The organism is Sulfuricurvum sp., from assembly GCF_028710345.1.
GTDB lineage: Bacteria > Campylobacterota > Campylobacteria > Campylobacterales > Sulfurimonadaceae > Sulfuricurvum.
This window is the reverse complement of the sequence record NZ_JAQTUH010000020.1, coordinates 1-20,520: the sequence shown is the minus strand read 5'-3', so window position 1 is coordinate 20,520 and position 20,520 is coordinate 1. Positions and strand designations below refer to the sequence as shown.

11 protein-coding genes are annotated in these 20,520 nt (G+C 41.9%); all 11 read left to right on the top strand.

Going from position 1 to position 20,520, the window contains the following annotated elements:
- Window positions 1-381 precede the first annotated feature (381 nt).
- On the top strand, window positions 382-1,986 hold the full coding sequence (locus tag PHC76_RS13865; RefSeq protein ID WP_300210521.1) for an IS1182 family transposase: 1,605 nt from the start codon (window positions 382-384) through the stop codon (window positions 1,984-1,986).
- A 440-nt stretch (window positions 1,987-2,426) separates the two neighbouring features.
- The gene (locus PHC76_RS13860) at window positions 2,427-4,577 is read left to right on the top strand and encodes a peptidase domain-containing ABC transporter (protein WP_300210520.1); all 2,151 of its coding nucleotides are present in this window, start codon (window positions 2,427-2,429) and stop codon (window positions 4,575-4,577) included.
- Window positions 4,574-5,032 (top strand): hypothetical protein, encoded by a 459-nt coding sequence (locus PHC76_RS13855; RefSeq protein WP_300210519.1) that lies wholly within the window; start codon window positions 4,574-4,576, stop codon window positions 5,030-5,032. Before PHC76_RS13860 ends, PHC76_RS13855 begins: the two co-directional genes overlap by 4 nt.
- 70 nt (window positions 5,033-5,102) lie before the next feature.
- Window positions 5,103-6,209, top strand: coding sequence for a hypothetical protein (locus PHC76_RS13850; RefSeq protein WP_300210518.1), 1,107 nt, complete (start codon window positions 5,103-5,105; stop codon window positions 6,207-6,209).
- A gap of 2 nt (window positions 6,210-6,211) precedes the next feature.
- Window positions 6,212-6,559, top strand: coding sequence for a hypothetical protein (locus tag PHC76_RS13845; protein ID WP_300210517.1), 348 nt, complete (start codon window positions 6,212-6,214; stop codon window positions 6,557-6,559).
- Window positions 6,556-7,128: a hypothetical protein gene (locus tag PHC76_RS13840; protein ID WP_300210516.1), complete on the top strand. Its 573-nt coding sequence runs from the start codon at window positions 6,556-6,558 to the stop codon at window positions 7,126-7,128. Before PHC76_RS13845 ends, PHC76_RS13840 begins: the two co-directional genes overlap by 4 nt.
- A 14-nt stretch (window positions 7,129-7,142) precedes the next feature.
- The gene (locus PHC76_RS13835; RefSeq protein WP_300210515.1) at window positions 7,143-15,851 is read left to right on the top strand and encodes an S-layer family protein; all 8,709 of its coding nucleotides are present in this window, start codon (window positions 7,143-7,145) and stop codon (window positions 15,849-15,851) included.
- Window positions 15,852-15,875: 24 nt separating this feature from the next.
- Complete coding sequence (locus tag PHC76_RS13830; RefSeq protein ID WP_300210514.1) at window positions 15,876-16,367, top strand: toxin-activating lysine-acyltransferase; 492 nt, start codon at window positions 15,876-15,878, stop codon at window positions 16,365-16,367.
- Window positions 16,360-17,739 carry an HlyD family type I secretion periplasmic adaptor subunit gene (locus PHC76_RS13825; RefSeq protein ID WP_300210513.1) on the top strand — a complete coding sequence of 460 codons (1,380 nt, stop codon included), beginning with the start codon at window positions 16,360-16,362 and terminating at the stop codon, window positions 17,737-17,739. The genes PHC76_RS13830 and PHC76_RS13825 overlap by 8 nt, the downstream gene beginning before the upstream one ends.
- The gene (locus PHC76_RS13820) at window positions 17,736-19,028 is read left to right on the top strand and encodes a TolC family protein (protein WP_300210512.1); all 1,293 of its coding nucleotides are present in this window, start codon (window positions 17,736-17,738) and stop codon (window positions 19,026-19,028) included. Before PHC76_RS13825 ends, PHC76_RS13820 begins: the two co-directional genes overlap by 4 nt.
- Before the next feature lie 50 nt (window positions 19,029-19,078).
- Complete coding sequence (locus PHC76_RS13815; protein ID WP_300210511.1) at window positions 19,079-20,221, top strand: hypothetical protein; 1,143 nt, start codon at window positions 19,079-19,081, stop codon at window positions 20,219-20,221.
- Window positions 20,222-20,520 lie beyond the last annotated feature (299 nt).

The following is a 20,520-nucleotide window of genomic DNA, read 5'->3' as shown; positions in this document are numbered from 1 at the left end:
ATATTGATCAAACTACCATACTATTGATTTATCAAAATATCCAGTAAAAAGTCATTAATATAATAATGTTTCCGACCAATTTTTTCAGTTCTCAAAATTTTGATATTTTACAAAGCATGTCGGAAAACCTCAAATTTTAGTATCCGTCTATTATATCATTCCGATAGTGTTTTTCGTATAGATTATGGCAGCTTTTTAGCTGCTAAATGAAGGGTATGGGAGAGTGTATGGAAAACACTTGAGACTGTGAAAGAACTTTCTAAAAGCAACTTGAAATACGTGTATAAAGCAGCATCTGTATTCCCATAATAAACCTTTAAAATGCTACAATTTTCCCAATAAAACGGCTATATTTAGGGCTTTATAGAGGATTGAGATAAAATGGGCAATCTTTACAAAGAAGGTGAAAATCGGAAGCAGCAAATATTTTTTCCGCCAAGTATTGATGAGTATGTAAGTGCGGATAATCCTGTCAGAGCTATAGAGGATTATGTTGAGTTGCTTGATATGATTGAATTAGGGTTTACCAAGGCTGCATTAAATTCATCCGATGGACAACCGGCGTACCATCCAAAACTATTGCTCAAGATTTACATCTATGGTTATCTCAATAAGGTCCGCAGCTCAAGACGGTTGGAAGTGGAAATAAAACGTAATATAGAAATGATGTGGCTCTGTGTCGGCTTGCAACCGAGCTATAAAACAATTGCCAATTTTCGAAAAGAAAACAGCAAAGCCCTTAAAAAAGTGTTTCGAGAGTTCGTTTTATTGTGTAGGGATATAGATTTAGTTACAGGTGAGCTGGTAGCGATTGATGGGGCTTTTTTAAGAGCGAATGCTTCTAAAAATCAGTTGATCAGCAAAAAAAATGTTGTGAGTGATTTAGCCAAAATCGATGAAAAGATCGATGAGTATCTCAACGCACTGAATTTTTCCGATAATTCTGACAAAACAGAACAACCGTTGAAACCGACAGCGAATTATCTTTCCAAGATGAAAACAAAAAAGGCTAAACTCGATAAGGATCTAGCACTGCTCGAAAAGATGGGCGTCACTCAATACAATAGAACCGATCCAGATGCAAAAAAAATGGTTAAACCCAGCCATAATCTCATGGCGTATAACAGTCAAATCGCTGTTGACAGCGAGCACAAACTCATAGTAGCAACCGATGTGAGTTCAGAAGGACAAGATTATCATCAGCTCTATCCAATGGCAAAAGAGGCTAAAGCCATCTTGGATCAAGATCATTTAAACGTCGTTGCCGATGCCGGTTATTATGGTGGCAAGCAAGTCAATAATTGTAAGAAAGAGAACATTACCCCCTATTTGAGTATTCCAGACAAACAAAAGGGTCGCGAGAAAAAAGGATTTTTTCCTCAAGATGCGTTTACCTATGATCCATCAAACGATTTATTTATCTGTCCTAATCAAAAAGAGTTGCACAAAAGCACTGCCGTACAAATAGGACAAGACGATACACGATATTATTTCTATGGTGCGGCCATAAAAAGTTGTAGCACCTGCCCGATCCGAAGCCAATGTATCCCGGACAAATCAAGATTTAAAAAAATATCTATTTCAGAATATTACCAAACCGTTAAAGAACATGCTCGGATGATGCAAACCGCCCACGCTAAAAACGTCATCAATAAAAGAGCTGCCATTTGCGAACACCCTTTCGGTACAATCAAACAGACATTGGGCTGGTCACACTTTCTTGTGAGAGGTATAGAAAAAGTTTCAGGTGAAAACGCTTTGATCATGTTCATATACAACTTCAGACGCGTACTCAATTTAATTGGCCAAAACTTGTTCAGACAACTGATAAGTGCATTGAAAAACAATGAAAATATTGATGCCATAAAGACTGAAATAGCATTGCAGATTGCCGTATCTATTGAGATTTGGACTGTTTTAGTACAAATTCTTCAACTCAATGGGTTTAGATATGATTTTTGGGATCTCAAAGCTAAATCAGTCTGAAATTTATAGGGTTCTTTCACAGTCTCACTTGATTTGCGTTGAATATGAATAAAAACTCTAGTTAAGTAATTTGCAAGAAGTAGTTTTAAATATACAAAGAATAAGGAAAAAATAATACGACGAGTAGAGTGGATACTACAGATTGAACAAAGATGTTTCATAAGGTTACATTGTAATTTGAATTACTAAAAAATAGTTATATTATATTAAATAATGGCTTTGCATTTTAAATTCCCGAAAGCTATGGATTTAAATGTATATTAATTGTGTGTTAATAAGAAATATATTCTTTTTAAACATGCTATTGCAAACGTATTTGTATACTCAAACATCCATTTGATATTGGAAAATCAAAAAAATTATAATATACTCATCAGATTGTATAAAATTGAAAATAATAATTTATAGTAATTTTTAAACAATTTAAATTTGGATACTGAATGTTAAAATATATTGCGTCAAAATTTCATAAATCAACTCATAGCGGTATGGTCAGTCAAATTCTATTACCTGAAGAGTTTGTTTGGGCGTTAGGGAGTTTGTGTGCTCTTAATCGGGTGCCCTTTGATGCCAAACTTCTTTTAAGCCAATTCCCTCTCCCATTAACCACTGATAATATGATTCACGGGATGCGCAGTCTCGGATTTAAAAGCAAACAACTTGCCCTCAAGAGCGATAAACTGTCAACGATGTCGTTTCCCTGCTTCGCATTGATACGTTTAAAAACCGATGATAGTGAATCGGCTTCAATCGCATTGATCTCCGATGCATCGGCTGAAAAAGTGATCCTTTTTGAAGCTGGTACCAATAGTCCTTTACAGCTTTCCATAGCAGAGTTCTCCGAACGCTATTTGGGATCGGTCATTCTTGCCGCTCGTAATGCCGATGCACTGAGTGATCCGGATGCTTCGGCTACCAAAGAACGATCCTTTGGATTCGGATGGTTTATCCCTGAACTCTTCAAGTATAAAAAAACATGGCGGGATGTATTGCTTGCATCATTGGTGATTCAATTGCTTGCATTGGGAACACCGCTCTTTACCCAGACTATTATCGATAAGGTCGTTGTCCACCGTACTGAGAGCACTCTTTTGGTTATCGCTTTTGGGTTGGGCGTATTTATGATCTTCTCCGCCATCCTCTCCTGGGTGCGTCAATATCTGATTTTACATACGGGTAATCGAGTCGATGCCGTTTTGGCGGCAGGTGTATTCGATCATCTGTTCAAACTTCCTCCCCGTTATTTCGAATCTCGTCCGACGGGTGTGATCGCCGCACGTCTTCACGGAGTAGAGACGATTCGAGAGTTTATCGCCAGTGCCGCCGTAACTCTGATTTTGGATTTTCCGTTTTTATTGATCTTTGTGGGGATCATGTTTTATTACAGCGTCATGCTGACGATGATCGTAATAGGGGTATTGGCAGTTATTGTCATCATCAGCCTTATCGTTGCCCCGATGTTTCAAAAACAACTCGATCAGCAGTTTTTATTGGGTGCACGCAATCAAGCATTTATGACCGAATACATTGCAGGGATTGAAACGGTCAAGAGCCTGCAAATGGAGCCTCAGCTCCGCAACCGGTTTTCAGATTATTTGGCGGAATATCTTCATGCTACCTTTAAAACCAAACAACTCGCCAATACCTACAATACCGCCGCAAACTTTTTAGAACAGTTCCTTTCTTTGCTTATCCTTGTAGTGGGTGCGTATACCGTTATGAAAAGTACCGAGTTTACGATCGGTATGCTCGTAGCGTTTCAAATGTTCGCCGGGAAACTGTCTCAGCCGATGCTCCGTCTTGTCGGTCTTTGGCAGCAGTTTCAGCAAGCCGAACTCTCCGTCAAACGGTTGGGCGATGTGATGAACGCTCCAACCGAACCTTACAGTATTCAGCCCTCCCGTCTGAGAGAGGGGAAAGGGCGTATTGAGATCGAAGGGCTCAGCTTTCGGCACAATGAACAATTACCTTATCTCTATGAGAACTTTAACCTCACAGTAGAGCCCGGAGATACGGTCACCATTATGGGACCCTCAGGATCGGGGAAAAGTACCTTCGCAAAAATACTACAAGGGTTTTATCAGCCTACTGACGGACGTATCCGTATCGACGGTACCGATATTCAAAACTATTCCGCCAATGAACTGCGCCACTATTTCGGGGTAGTACCGCAAGAGACGGTTCTATTCTCCGGAACAATCTATGACAATCTCCTCGCCGCCAATCCGCACGCGACGTTTGAGCAGATTATCCATGCGTGTAAGCTCGCCGAGATTCATGAGACGATTGAAACGCTTCCAGACGGATATCAGAATGTGATCGGGGAAAGGGGTTCAGGACTTTCCGGCGGACAGCGCCAACGCCTCGCCATTGCCCGTGCTCTGCTCAAACAACCGAAGATTCTCATATTTGACGAAGCGACGAGTGCACTCGATGCACAAACCTCGGAACATTTTGCGGCAACGGTCAATCAGCTGCACGGGAAAGTGACGATGCTTTTCATTACCCACGCCCTCCCTAAAAGCCTTATTGTTGATAAAACCGTTCTAATTGGAACATCATCACACCATCAGGAGAAATCATTAGCATGACCATACGATTCGCAACGATAGAAGATATTTCTGACATATTGGATTTAGGAGAAAAAATGGTTGAAGAGTCACGGTTTCGATCTTTTGGTCTTAATCGTGAAAAAATGGGGAAAGTTTTGGAAAGTATGATTTCTGAGACCACTCAATCAGTAATTATTGTTGCGGTTATCGATAACAAAATCATTGGTGGCTTGGGAGGATATGCGATAGATTTCTTTTTCTGCGACGTAAAGATAGCACAAGATCGTTTTTTTTATATTCGCTCTGAATCTAGGGGGAGCCCGGCAGCGATTAAGATACTACTTGCTTTTAGAAAGTGGGCAGAACAACATAATGCACATGAACTTAATATCAACATGAGTGTTGCTATTGAGATAGAACGATTTAATCAGATGATGGGAAAACTTGGGTTTCAATGTTGCGGTTCTAATTTTTCATTACCCTTAAAATCATAAGACAAGACGAGATGAATATGAAAATTATGAGCACTATCGAAATGATCAATCTATGTGAAGGGAAAGAATAATGAGACAGTTGAATCATCCTTATTGGCTATTTGGGTTTTTAGTGTTGGGTATTTCGCTTCAAGCCTTCGAATTCAGCGGTCCGTTCCCGACCAAAGACTACCCTTATACGATCCACAAAAGCGGCGAAGAGGTATGTACCGACTGCCCAAGCGTTGTGGCATGGCTCGATAATGATCGGGTGATCTTTACCCGTCTGAAAAAGGGGGAGCCGTTTTTGCAGATGAAGACGTTTAACCCGTTTGCTTTTAACGGTGAGACCGTTATTTGGGATACAAAAAAAGATAGAGTAATCCCCTATCACGATGGAATGCTATGGTGTTCTTATGATGGGTATTCAAGCATTTTCTATAATAGAGAAAAGTTAACTAATCATTCCGTATATACATATACTGGATTTATAGGTAAAGAGATCGATAAAAGTGCCTGGAAACAAGGAGACCCTCTTCTCCATTCAGATAAACATACATGTGTCGTGTATGATGGGCCACGATACAAACCCGACACACCGAATTGGACTTATCCGTTGCGTGAGCAAGACGGATTTATAGATATCGGATGGAAAAAAGATCGTAATGATCCGCGTCCGGCAACATCTGTTGGAGTTATCCGCCCTGATGGAACACGGATAAACCTTTCACTGACCAATTATGATGTCCACGGAGTATGGTGGGACGAATGGGCAGGGGTATATATCCTTAATATGTTTCTCTACGGGGGATTCGATAAATCAAAAGGACCCGATAGGGTTTTGACCCTTCATCCTGACGGAACGATCGAGCGTTATGAACTCCCTTATGCTTATTATTGGAATAAAGATACCGTAAGAGCCGCTATCACCAAAAAAGGAATTGTAGTTGTAAACGAACGGGCTAATTATATTCCTGCCCGAAAAGATACCAGCGGAGCGTATTTGATACGTGGAGACAAGTTTGTTCGTCTCAATGACTGGTACGTTGGAAACGAAAAAGCCGGCTATAACAATATCACCCGAGGACTTGCGGTTTCGCCCGATGGATGCAAAATCACTTACAAACATACGAACGGACTCAGAGAAAATACCGTCAGTACTATCGAAATGATCAATCTTTGTGAAGGGGAAGAATAAATATGGAATTAACAGCCGATCAAATCAATCGACTCTTTAAGTTGGGGGTGACAGCCACCGATATGACCTACGGTCAGCTCTCGGTCGGAGCAAGTCTCGCTCCGCTGAACAATATGGGGACGGATGTCCAGCAGCCGTTTGATACTCCGAGCGGGTTTGTCGTTACCAGTGTCACGGATGATACGACGACCGGATTTCGGATGGCTACCTACGCCAACAGCGCTACGCACGAAATACTGGTGGTACCGAACGGTTCGGACGGGTTTACCGCAAAAGACTGGTCGTCCAACGGACTGGATTGCAGAGATCAGTGTGTAAATAATTTGACTTGGATTAGGAGAGTGGTGTGAAAAGACTAAAAGGCATTTTTTTAAATACTTTAATTTTATCAACTTTATCTTTTGGAGGATGTGCAATGACAAAACCGGGAATATTAATGTTTGACAAACATGATTTGTACTTAGATTGTTATAGTTCAAGTGATTTGAGAATTGGATATGGTAATTATCACTCGCATGGAGTATTTATAAGAGAATATAATCCAGAACATCGCCGTGTAATTGCACGTGCTAAACAGCCAAGCGATGATACAAAATTCTTGAGTGGAACAATGGGACATTATCGCTCTTTTGAAGGTCCTCTTTATATTCAATGGCATGCATTAGATGATAGTGTTATAGAGACTACTATAGATTTGGATGAGATATTTCCAGGTAAAGTAATTCCAAATCATGAAGATCCCAAACTCATTTATTGGCCAATACCAACAGTTGGCAATCCGGTTATTGTTATTGAGGTGAATGATCGTACTCTGAATATTTACAGTGATGTTGATATAAGCCTTTTGCCTGAAGATAGAAATGTATCAAATCGTACATCCAAACGTAATAGAACATTAATGTTCTCAAAAACTTATTAGAAAGGAGTTGAATTATGGCAGATACTACAACTTTACCGGATGGTGTTTCTACTATTCCTGTTGCAAAGAATATTGACACTTATACGAATGCAGTAGCCCAAATTGATCAGATGAATTTACCTAAGATTTATGATGCGTCTAATGTAAATTCGCGTGTCTTTATAGCATTAGCAGATGGTACGGAGAATAATGTTAATGATCCTAAAATGGGACCTGCAACAAATATTGGAATCTTATACAATCAATTAACGGAAACACTTAAAAACAATCCTAATAGTAATATTGGTTATTCTTATAAAGAAGGTCCTGGAACACAAGGAGGGCTTGGAGGAAGTTTGGATTCAGGCTTAGGATTTTCTTACGATGAGCGTGCTGAAGAATTATATACTGCATTTTGTAAGCAAGCAAAAACTTGGTTAGCTGAAAATCCTAATGCGGACATTTCTTTAGGTGAACTTGGATTTAGCCGAGGTTCCGGGGTCATTGCAAAATTTAATCAATTAGTTGAAGAACGTGGTATCATAGATCCTGATTCAGCTGTTGTTTCGATAGATACAACTAGTGCAGACCCTACTCAATGGAAACAAGTTACAACTTATACAAAAATTCTTCAAGATCCTGGAACGATTGCACAAGCAGCAATTTTATATGATCCCGTGATTACAGGAATTACTAGTGATTTGTCTCTATCTCCTTCTACAGTTGCAGCATTGCAAATTACTGCAGCAAATGAATATAGAACACTATTTCCTTCTATGAGTCTTGTAGCCCCTGGGTTAAGTGATGATGGAAAGTATTTAAATGTTACTGTCGCAGGTGCCCATTCAGATATAGGTGGTGGTTATAATTTAAATGGTCTGCCTGAATTGAATTTTAATATGACGGCATCAGTATTAAATACGATGTTAGGTCAAAATATTGTTCAGCCTCTTACACTTCCTACAGATGAAGGAATGTATGTGATACATAACTCTGTGGAAGGGGAATGGTTTTATACGAAAACATTAAACCGAGAAATTAAATATTCGGACTTGATGGCAGGCAGTGGAAATTTTGGAGCCGATTCAGAACTTTCTGCTTTATATCAATATGGAGCATTAATGCAACAAGACCCTAATACAGTCTTGGGCTTGAATATTGATTTTCAACAAAAAATTAGTAATATTATTGCACCTATAACATCGGGAGTAAGTAATTTAATTGATGGAGTTTCTACTTATGGCCCTTCAATGATTGACGCTCTTTCACTTATAAAAGCGATCCAAAGCGGTCAGCCACTACCAGAAGTAGCTTCAGGACTTCGGGTTGCAAACGATATTAGCAAGATGACGTCCAGTACCACAAATTATGCTTTAGATGGTGCGGCGAGTGTGGGAAGTGGAATACTTAGCCTTATGAGCTTAGATGCGGCACTTAAACGTGGGGACGTCATCGGCGCTACTAATGCTGGGCTTCAAACTGTCAATTTTGCAGCAACTGCTTATGCCGATTTCGCTGCATCCGCTGGAGCTAGCGCAGGAATTGCTACAGAAATTAGTCAAACATTGATGGGTACAGGGACGAATGCATTAGGGTTAACGAATGGTGTATTACCTTATGTAGGTTTAGTTGCTGCAATAGCTTCAGGGGATGAAACCAGTATAGCAATAGCCGCAATTTCACTAATACCTGGAATGCAAGTTGTCGGTATTGCATATGCCGTTTTCAGTATGGTTGAAAGCCTCTTCGGTGGAAGCGATAAAATCCCCGATCCATGGGGAACCGGACACTATACATGGGATGGCAATTCAATCAGCTACCAAAGCGCGGGAGAGACAGGAGGAAACGAAGCGGTCAGTAACGTTATGCAAAGCGTCCTGAATGCCATGAACTCCATTATCGAACAACAACGCCAAACAAACCCGACCAGTGCACTGGGTATCATCCCTAACCGTATGCCGACAATAGCCTACGATATGTCAGGATATCGCTATACCGATATCGATCCATTGACCGGAGTACAGCTTGACCCATCGCTTCGCTTCGATACTTCAGGCAAACCGTACAACGCTACTTCCGGAACACCGGAATCATATTATTCCATCGGAGAAGCGATTATCCGATCAGCTCTTTCTCGCGGGGCAATTGCCCCTATGTGGGAAGTCAACACCGCAAAAATGCAAACCGATGCAGGCGATCCAGAAGCAGGACTCACTGAAGAAGCCAGAGCCGGACAAAATGGTCAGCTAGCAGCCGCAGTCACCGGAGATACCCAAACGTTCCGTCCGGTCGTGCTTGATCTAAACGGTGACGGTATCCATACTATCGATAAATCGGTATCGGGAGTCAACTTCGATGTAGATAACTCCGGCTTCCTCAAACAGACAGCATGGATTGACGGACAAGATGCATTCCTTACCCTTGATCGTAACTATAACGGTACCGTAGACAGCGGTAAAGAGATGTTTAGTAATTCTGCCGTAGCGCTGGGAAGCAGAGGATTGGCCGGGATGGCATGGGTCGATGCCAATTATGACGGCAAACTTACCTCCAGCGATCCGGTATGGAATGAACTTAAAGTATGGCAGGATGCTAACAGCGACGGACAACAAGAAGACGGAGAAACCCACATCCTCTCGGAAATGGGAATTAGTGAACTCAATTACGCCATGGGAACCTTCACCCAAAACGGTGTCGTTAAACAACTCGCAAGTGAGGATTTAACTGCTGATACTAAAGGCGTTATCGTTAACGTTGTACAGAATGGTATTTTGGTGCAATCATCGGATGGAAATACTTCATTGATTGTAAGCCGAGTTGATGATATGACGTCAGTTCAGGCGAATCAAGATGGAATAAATGGGCGTGAAGATTCAGAAACTATTGTAGGTAGTACTATTTTATTGGCAAATGATACACTGGGGGGTATTTCAGGTCGCGAATTAAGTTTGACTAACGTTGAAAACTTCCAACACGGCAGCGGATATATGGATGTCAATGGTTTTGTGCACTTTAGTCCTGATGCAAATTATTTTGGTAATGATGCCGGGTTTGACTACACAACCACAGCTGCTTCTAATGGTCAAACAGGTATCGGTCATGTTCAAATTATCGTACAACCTGTAAATGATGTACCTTCGGGAGCAGATATACAACTAGATAAAAGAGCAATCTATGGATATATCCCAAGTTATTATGACTATGATTCTGGGTACACCTATGGTGGAGAGGCAATATACACTCCTTATACTGATGAGAGTGGGGTTGTCCACAACACTCCGATAGGCTATGACGAAGCAGGGACTGGGAAGGTCATAGGTATCGATGTAGATGATGCGCCGGATACTTTAAAATATGAATTATTAGGTGATCCGCAATATGGTGCAGTTACTCTTAATGCAGACGGAACATTTCAGTATACTCCATGGAGTTCCCCAAATACTCCTACGACAGAAGTGCATACATTAGATGGGGAAATTAAAGACGATGCATTTGATGTAAAAATTACTGACCCTAGTGGATTAAGCATTACACAGACTGTTCATGTACAACATTATGGTTCTTATACGCCACCAACCCCTCCTGGTGGAGGAGGTGGCGGTGGGTGCTGGCCTATCGCGATTGACTTAGATCGTAATGGATTTGACTTTACCGATGTGGCTAATTCTAATATCTTTTTTGATATCAACGGTGATGGATGGAAGCGAAAGGTTTCTTGGACATCAGCTGGAGATGGATGGTTAGCTTATGATGCAAATTCAAACGGTAAAGTAGACGATGGTTCAGAAATTGTATTTACAAAATACGCGCATAATGCCCAAACGGACCTTGCAGCACTTGCAGAAACATTTGATACCAATCACGACGGTATGTTTACATCTGCCGATGACAAATGGGCGAAGTTTGGCATTTGGAATGATAAAAATCAAAATGGAATCAGTGACGACGGTGAATTTAAAACCTTGAGCGATATGGGGGTGGCCTCGATTTCATTGGTATCTGATAATCAGTTTAGTGTTAATAATGGAAATACAATTCATGGTATTTCAAAAGTTACAATGAGTGATGGTAGTGTTTTAGATGCTGCTGACGTAACATTGGCCTATAGTAATGCCGTACAAGTTAATAATCAAAATGGAACAACAAGTGTTGTCAATCAAGCTCCTTTTGCTCCAAGCGGACAAACGATAGAGGGGACGGACGATAAAGACCTTCTTCTTGGAACAAACGGAAATAACGTTATAAACGCTCATGCGGGAGATGATGTTATCTTTGATAATGAAGGAAATGACGTTATCGATGCGGGTGATGGCAACGATATCGTCTACTCCGGCGGCGGCAACGACCTCGTTATGGCGGGTGCCGGAGATGATATGGTCTATGCGGGCTTGGGCGATGATATGATCTTTGGTGGAGACGGAAATGACGTTATTTTTGCCGAAGGAGGCAACGATGTCGTTTTCGGAGGAAATGGTAATGACATGATTTCGGGAGGTGGCGGTAACGATGTCCTATCCGGTGATGCGGGTGACGATCAGCTTTACGGAGAAGCTGGAAACGATGTACTCTTCGGACGAGACGGAAATGATCAATTATTCGGTATGGATGGCAATGATCTACTTGACGGTGGGGCAGGGAATGACCTTTTGGATGGCGGAACTGGTGCGGACGATATGCGAGGTGGAACAGGTGACGATACCTATGTCGTCGATAATGTCGTCGATACCATTACCGAACTCGTCAATGAAGGGACGGATACGGTTATCGCATCGATCAGTTATACCATTGGAGATAACTTGGAGAACCTTACCCTCTCGGGAAGTGATAACCTAAGCGGTACCGGAAACGCTTTGGATAATTATATTATCGGAAATCTAGGAGATAATCTTCTCATCGGCGGCGAGGGGAATGATACGCTTGATGGCGGTATGGGAGCCGACACCATGATCGGCGGAAAAGGGGATGATACGTATATCGTTGATAACGTGAACGATGTCGTTATTGAAGCGGCAAATGAGGGGAACGATACGATACGCACCTCTGTGTCGTATACGTTATCGGACAATGTTGAAACGTTGATATTGACCGGAAGTTCCGATACGACAGCAACGGGTAACGCATTGGATAATACCCTTATCGGGAACAGCGGTAACAATACGCTTGACGGCGGGGCCGGGGCTGACATAATGATCGGAGGCAAAGGAGATGACACCTATATCGTCGATAATGGTAACGACGTCGTTACCGAAAACGTGAATGAAGGGATCGATACGATCCGAACGAACCTCTCATGGACATTGGGGGCAAATATCGAGAATCTTATCTTAACCGGCAGTGATAACACCAACGCAACCGGAAATGAACTCTCAAACATCCTTATCGGAAACAGCGGAAATAACGTTCTTGACGGTAAAGGCGGAGCGGACGCAATGGCCAGCGGGTTAGGCGACGATACGTATATAGTCGACAATATAGGGGATATAGTCTACGAAGCTCAAAACGGTGGCAACGATCAGGTAATCGCATCGGTCAGTTATACATTATCAGATAATGTCGAAAAACTGACTTTGAGCGGAGTGGATGATATTAACGCTACGGGTAATGCACTCGATAATACGTTGATCGGCAATAGCGGCAACAATGTTCTTGATGGCGGAGCCGGAGCTGATGTAATGATCGGCGGAGCCGGAAATGACACCTATATCGTTGATAATACCGGTGATACCGTCATTGAAAACGCAAATGAAGGAATCGATACCGTAAAAAGTTCTATTTCATGGCATTTAGGAAATAACCTTGAAAATCTTGTGTTGAGCGGAACGGATGCCATCAATGCAACCGGTAATGAATTGGATAATGTCCTAGAGTGTAACAGTGCTGATAATACTCTTGACGGCGGAATAGGTGCCGATATGATGATCGGGGGTCTCGGTAACGATACCTATGTCGTTGATAACGTAAACGACGTCATTGTCGAAGCGGCAAACGAAGGGGTAGACACGATCCTCTCATCGGTTTCGTACATTCTCTCAAGCAATGTGGAGGCAATGGTTCTTACGGGAACGGATGCTATCAACGCGACCGGAAACGAATTGGATAATACGTTGATCGGAAACAGCAGTAACAACACTCTTGATGGCGGAATAGGTGCCGATACGATGATCGGGGGTAAAGGTGATGACACCTATATTGTTGACAGTGTCAATGATAGTGTTATTGAAGTGGCAAACGAAGGCTACGATACAGTGCATTCGTCGGTGTCGTATGCTCTCTCGGCCAACGTCGAAGCAATGGTTTTAACCGGAACGGATAATATCAATGCAACAGGTAATGAGTTGAACAATACCCTAATTGGAAACAGCGGTAATAACGTTCTTGACGGTAAAGGAGGCGCGGACACTATGATCGGCGGTCTCGGCAACGATACTTATATCGTCGATAATGCACAGGATACGGTTGTAGAAGATCTCAATGCTGGTATAGATACGATTATGTCGACGGTCAGTTATGTGCTCCCTTCTAACGTAGAAAATTTGACACTGATGGGAACAGACAGTATCAATGCGACAGGAAATACTCAAGACAATATTCTCAACGGAAACGATGCTGATAATATCCTCTCAGGTGGGGAAGGCAACGATCGACTTGTCGGTAATGGTGGAAATGATACACTTGATGGCGGATCGGGCGCTGATGTAATGATCGGTGGAACGGGCAATGATATTTATTATGTCGATAATGTTGGTGATGTTGTTCAAGAAGCAGCCAACGGAGGATACGATACCATTCGCTCATCGATTAGCATAACACTGCCGCAGTTTGTAGAGCGGCTTGAATTGCTCGGAAACGACAATCTGAGTGCAACTGGAAATGAATTGGATAATACGTTGATCGGTAACAGCGGCGACAACGTTCTTGATGGCGGAACGGGTGCCGATATAATGGTCGGAGGAGCCGGCAACGATACGTATATTGTCGATAATGTCGGCGATGTCGTTACGGAAAACGCCGATGCCGAATACGATACGGTTCGTTCATCGATCACATATGCCCTTACCGATAATGTCGAAGCATTAACTTTGACTGGGACTAATAATATCAACGGTACGGGAAACGCTCTCAATAACACCTTGATCGGCAACAGCGGAAATAATACTTTAGACGGTGGTACCTGTATCGATACGATGATCGGCGGAAAAGGGGATGATAATTATGTGGTTGATAATTCAGCCGACAATGTTATTGAACTTTCCGATGAAGGCTTGGATACCGTTTACACGAGTGTTAGCTATGTCCTTCCTGAGAATGTTGAAAACTTGATTCTAACTGGAAATGGCGATATCTCCTCAAGTGGAAACAGCTCCGATAATACTCTTATTGGAAATAGTGGTAACAATCTAATTTCAGGCGGTGCTGGAAATGATATTTTAGATGGTAAAGGGGGCAACGATACCCTAGATGGCGGATCCGGAAACGATACATTGATTGGAGGAACTGGTAATGATATGCTTATCGGCGGTACCGGCAATGATACGTACCTCATTAATCTTGGTGACGGTCTGGATACGATTGTTGATACGCAAGGGACAGATACGGTTAAATTCACAGCGGGTATGAGTCTTGATACTGTAGCTTTGCGCGTTGTGTCGATCAATGGCGTCTTGACAGCTCAGGTGCGCGTGCTTAACGCCGGCGGATGCGAACAAGCGGATCAGGGATTCGATTTTGCCATTACGACTGACAGTAAAGGGAAGTATGTTTCTCCGATCGAGCAGTTTACCTTTAGTGACGGCAGCGTCAAAACATTTGATGATCTACTCATAAAAACACAAGTAACGTATGGTTCGATATGGCAAACGACCATTACGACGGGGCGCAATGATGACATTATCTATGCTGGACCGCTAAACAATATCATCCATTCCGGCAGCGGAAATGATATTGTCTATGCCGGTTCAGGAGGGGACAAAGTATACGGAGAAGGCGGTAACGATCTTCTCGAAGGGGGCTGCGGAAACGATATGCTTGATGGAGGATGCGGTGTAGATATCCTCGAAGGGGGTAACGGAAACGATACCTTGAACGATATGTACGGAAACAACCTCCTTTTCGGCGGTAGTCAAAACGATACGATTACCGCAGGCAGCGGTAACGATTTCATTGCGGGCGGTATGCAAAACGATACCCTTTCAGGAGGCAGCGGATACAATATCTTTGCCTTTAACGGAAACGATGGCAGAGATGCAATTTTACCTTCTGCAGGCGCACATAACACGTTATCGCTTGCTGATATCAACAAGAAGGATTTGAGCTTGCAAAAAGTAGGAGGAGACCTCGTTCTAAATGCCGGTTGTAACAGTCAAATCACCTTCAAAGGGTGGTATGATAGCAGTGCTAATCAGAATTTCGATACCCTTCAGGTTATTAGCGAAGATCAAAATGGTCCGCACCACTCTGCAGAATTTATGGTTGATACTTTTGATTTTCATGCATTAGTGAGTGCTTTTGATACGGCGCGAAGTACAAATTCTCGTCTGAATCAATGGAGCGCAATGAACAGTTTGTTGACTACCCATCTAACATCAAGCAACACGATGGCTCTTGGTGGCGATTTGGCTGTAAATTATGCGAATAACGGCGATTTTTCAGGTATGACCCTTGCAACGGCACAATCAACATTGAAAGATCCTGCATTCGGGGCTAATGCACAGACATTTCAACCATTGTCTAATAAATTTTGCTAAAAATTATAATTAAAGGATTTTTTTATGGAAACAACTAAACATACTATGTCGGAACACGACTTGGCTCTAGCACAAGGGGCTTTGTCTAAGCTTCCTATCTTGGGACCGGCACTATGGCTTTATGCCAAAGATCCGATTCGTAAATTTAGATTTCTAGCCGAAATAGATTGGACGGTGTTCCCTCCAATCATTTTAGATCAATGCCGCCTATACACACGCAATCAAATTCCCTTTGCCTTTATTACTTGGGCATTGGTGAGTGATGATGTTCAAAAAAGGCTACTTTCCGGAGAGCCGAAAATCGCTCCGCACGAATGGCAAAGCGGTTCGAATATTTGGTTAATCGACGTCATAACACCATTCGGTCAAACTGATGAAACCCTTCTAGAAGCGACTGCACTGTTTCCGGGTCAGAAGGTACATGCTTTCGTGCCTATGCCGGGAATGAATCCGCCGATTCAGATTGCGGCATGGGATGTTCCTTTACCTAAAGAAGGTAGCGAGGCACATGGTTGAGTCTCGTCGCGAGCCGGTCTCACGCGAAGCGTTGGAGTTTTCATCGGGATTGCTCTCGATACAAGAAGCTCCGCCGGGCAAACTCCCTAAAACAGTTATGTATCTTGTCCTTATATTATTTGCGCTCCTTTTGGGATGGGCAATTTTCGGAAAACTTGATATCGTGGCATCGGCTGAGGGGAGACTGATTCCGCAATCGTACGTAAAAATCGTCCAACCCTCAGAAGCGGGGATTGTTCAGGATATTTTTATCCACGAAGGAGACAGTGTTACTGCCGGGCAACTTTTGATGAAAATGGATGCTAACAGTACCCTTTCTGATTCTAACAGTGTTGAAGGGGAGATGAAGATGCGATCTCTCCAGCTTCGCCGAATCGATGCGGAACTTGGGAAAGGGGTATTAACTCAAATGAGCAATGACCCATCCGATTTATTTATGCAGGCACAGCAGCAATATAATGCTCATCGAAGTGCCTATCATGATGCTTATGCCCAAGAAGAGCAGACCCTTAAAAAGGCACAGGAAGATTACCGTTCAGCGCAAGAGGTGCTGAATAAACTTGAACAGACGCTTCCGACCTATCAAAAAAATGCTTCGGCCTATGCAAGCTTAGCCAAAGACGGATTTGCGAGCGTAATGGAAGCAAAGGATAAAGAGCGCGAAATGATCGAAAAAGCTCAAGATTTAAAAGCTCAAGTTGCTACTGTAGCAGGATTGAAAGCTGCGATTACAGCTTCGGAAAAGAAATTGATGCAGATTACATCCAATGACCAAAGCCAGCTGGAAAACGAACGGTTGGATGCACAGTCTCAATACAAACGTTTGACGCAGGAGTGGGGCAAAAACGTGCATAAAACATCTTTGTTGGAACTTCGTGCACCTCAAAGCGGTACGATCAAAGATCTTGCAACGCATACACGAGGTACGGTAGTGTCGCCCGGAACGGTACTGATGTCTTTGGTTCCCCATGATGATCCGCTGCAGGCTGAAGTGATGATTAAAAATGAAGATGTAGGGTTTGTTCATGCGGGACAAAAGGTCAAACTGAAATTGACCGCGTACCCGTTTCAAAAATACGGGATGATTGACGGTGAAGTGATATACGTAGGTGCCGATGCGATGCAGCAGCAAACGCAGCCAACCCAGCAAAACACCTCCGAAAAAGATAATTCGTCGACTCAGTCCAATATCCTTAACTATAAAGCACTGGTGCGTCTTCATACACAGACGTTAACGGTAGAGGATAAGCAGCTCGCATTGACACCCGGGATGCAGGTTATGGCTGAAATTCATTTAGGAAAACGTACGGTTATGGAATATCTTCTTTCTCCTGTGCAAAAAGCATGGCAAGAATCGGGTCGTGAGCGATGAAACGCATCTTGTTAATGCTTGCCTACACAGGAATAGTATTAGCTGCGGATTCATCGCTTCGCCTGGGGGAAGCTTTTGATTTAGCTTTGCATCATGAACCTGGTTATCAAGTTTCTACGTACAAAACTGCATCAGTTGGAGAGGTAATTCATCAAGCCGAATCGAAATTGTATCCTCAAGCGCAATTATCTATGTCAGGAGGTAAATATGGCTATGAAGCCTACTACAATCATCAACAGGTGTCTGAAATCTATAAAACTTACTCATTATCGTTAATGCAGGCAATATACCACCCTGAATATTTGCGTACCATAGATCAAAGCCGTTCACGCTTTGAAGGAGCAAACGAAGATTTAAAAAAGCAATCTCAGCATCTTGGGCTTGAAGTCGCAAGAGGGTATGTCAAAGTTCTTGAATCAGAAAACAATGTCACTAAAAGTGATATGCAAAAAAGTTTTTTAACTGCAAAATATCAAAAAGTTAAAAATATGCTGGATCTTGGTTTAGCAAATAAGCTGGATTATTTAGATGCTAAAATCAGTTTAGACAGAGCAGTTTCGGATTGGACATCCGCTAAACGAGAGCTTCAATCATCAAAAGTTCAACTTGGACATATGATCGGTTATCCAATTGATCAGCTTTCAAACAGCCACCCAGATTATGATCTTAAACAGCTTCGTGCTCTTAAAGATGCTTGGATGACTAAACTTGCCAATAACCCTGATTATAAAATTGCTGAGTTTTCCAAGAAAGCAGCAAAAGATGAAGTGGATATTCGATTTTATGATCACTATCCAAAAGTCGATTTGAATTTGAACCGAAGTGAAAACCATACGAATGATCCTATTGCACACCAGTATGACAATAAGGCTTTGGTGCAGGTATCGATTCCTCTGTATCAGGGAGGGTATACCAGTTCGCGAGTCCAAGAAGCAACACTTTTACTGAATGCGGCTGATGCCAATGTTGAATATTCAAAAAAAATTGCTTCAGATCGATTAGAAGACCTCTGGGTAGAGTATGAATCTCTAATTGAATCAATACAAGTTTTACAAGATTCAGAATATTCATTGAAATTGTATGTCGAAGCAGTTGAAAAAAGCGAAAAAGAAGGGGTTAAAAGTGCCGTTGATGTTCTAGAAGCCAAAGCCAAATATGAGTCTATTCGTGCCGATCGTGATGCGGCTGTCTTTAACCTACTGATCAATCAGCTTGGACTATTGGATTTAACGGGGGATTTAACTGTTGAAACCATTAAGGACATAGAAAGGATGTTTTTGGATTCATGAAAAAAATAAGTTAATGTTATCGATAAATTTGATTAAAAAGGAAGACAAAAATGTCTTTGTTCGAAAACTTAAATAAAAAAGGAATAAACGTGAATAAAGCGCTTACATTGGCTGCAAGTGTTGCAGTTGCTTTAGTCGTAACAGGCTGTGGTGGTGGTTCTTCCTCATCGGCAGCACCTGCGACGACATTAACAGGGACTTTTGTAGATTCACCGGTTGTCGGATTAGATTATAACTGTACAAGTACCAATGGTATCACTGATGAAAATGGATCTTTTTCTTATAAGGCAAATGACACATGTCAATTTGGTTTAGGGTCAATAACACTCGGAAGTGTCAAAATGGTTGATGCTAATGTAACCCCTTCAGATCTTGCAGATGGCAATAGCACTGTTATTGGGAACATAGCCTCTCTTTTACAATCTTTAGATGACCACAATATGACAGGCAAAATTCATATCACTTCTGCCATGAAAAATAGATTATCATCAGGCATGAATGTTAGGAGCGATGCGACAACGTTTTATGATATGCTTGATGGCAATAAATCCGTATTAGGAATTTCAACGGTTATCGATACGGCTAAAGCCGTTGTAAATATGAATAATTATTTAGCATTAGGACTTAGCAATACGGTTATTACCGGAAAAGTACTTAACGGTACAGATGCCAGTCGTATAACTTTCTATGACAATGGGGTCTATTATGCAGAATATTTAGATACCAATGGAACTCCAAACGGAGTAACTGGAGCAGGAACATGGGTGTCAAAAGATGGAAAAACTGTTTATTTTACAAATAATATCAGCCATAAAACGACCATAGCTCAATTAACATCGTCAACAAGCGCTACAATAACTGCTCCCGATAATACGGTCTATACAGTTACCTTTACTCAAGCACCTATCGTACAGGCTACTTGGAATGGAACAGCAAGCGGCTTATATTCTAAAACGCTCAGTATTGCATCCCCTGGTATTGATCCGGCTCGTATCCACTTTAATTCAAACGGAACTTTAGTTGTGGCATTTTTATCCGGTGTTGCTGGAAGTGGAACGTGGAGTGTTGGATTGGATCATTCTATAACTATTAATATTGCAGGAAAAACTATTGTTATAACTCTCAACACTGATGGGACGGGTACAATTACCACAAATGGACAAACATATCCGGCAGTATATATTTTACAATAGACCTCTTTATGGGGTCTAAGTCTTACGAATATTTTTCAATATAATTTATCTTATGTTAATTAAGAACTAAATGTGCTAAAAAACTATTGTTTTCCAACACTTTCTTCAAGTAGAAATCACTCTTAGTACTCTTAACTTTTGAAAAAAATCTATTGACGCATCTGAAATTATGGGCTAAAATTATCCCAGTCGCGACCGAGAACGTTCTCAAATATCTTGGAAAAGAGCAGTGAATAGCTACCGCACTCTTTTTCGTTTTGGTAAGAAATCCTGATCAGATTTTTGCCGTTGTCAAAGTA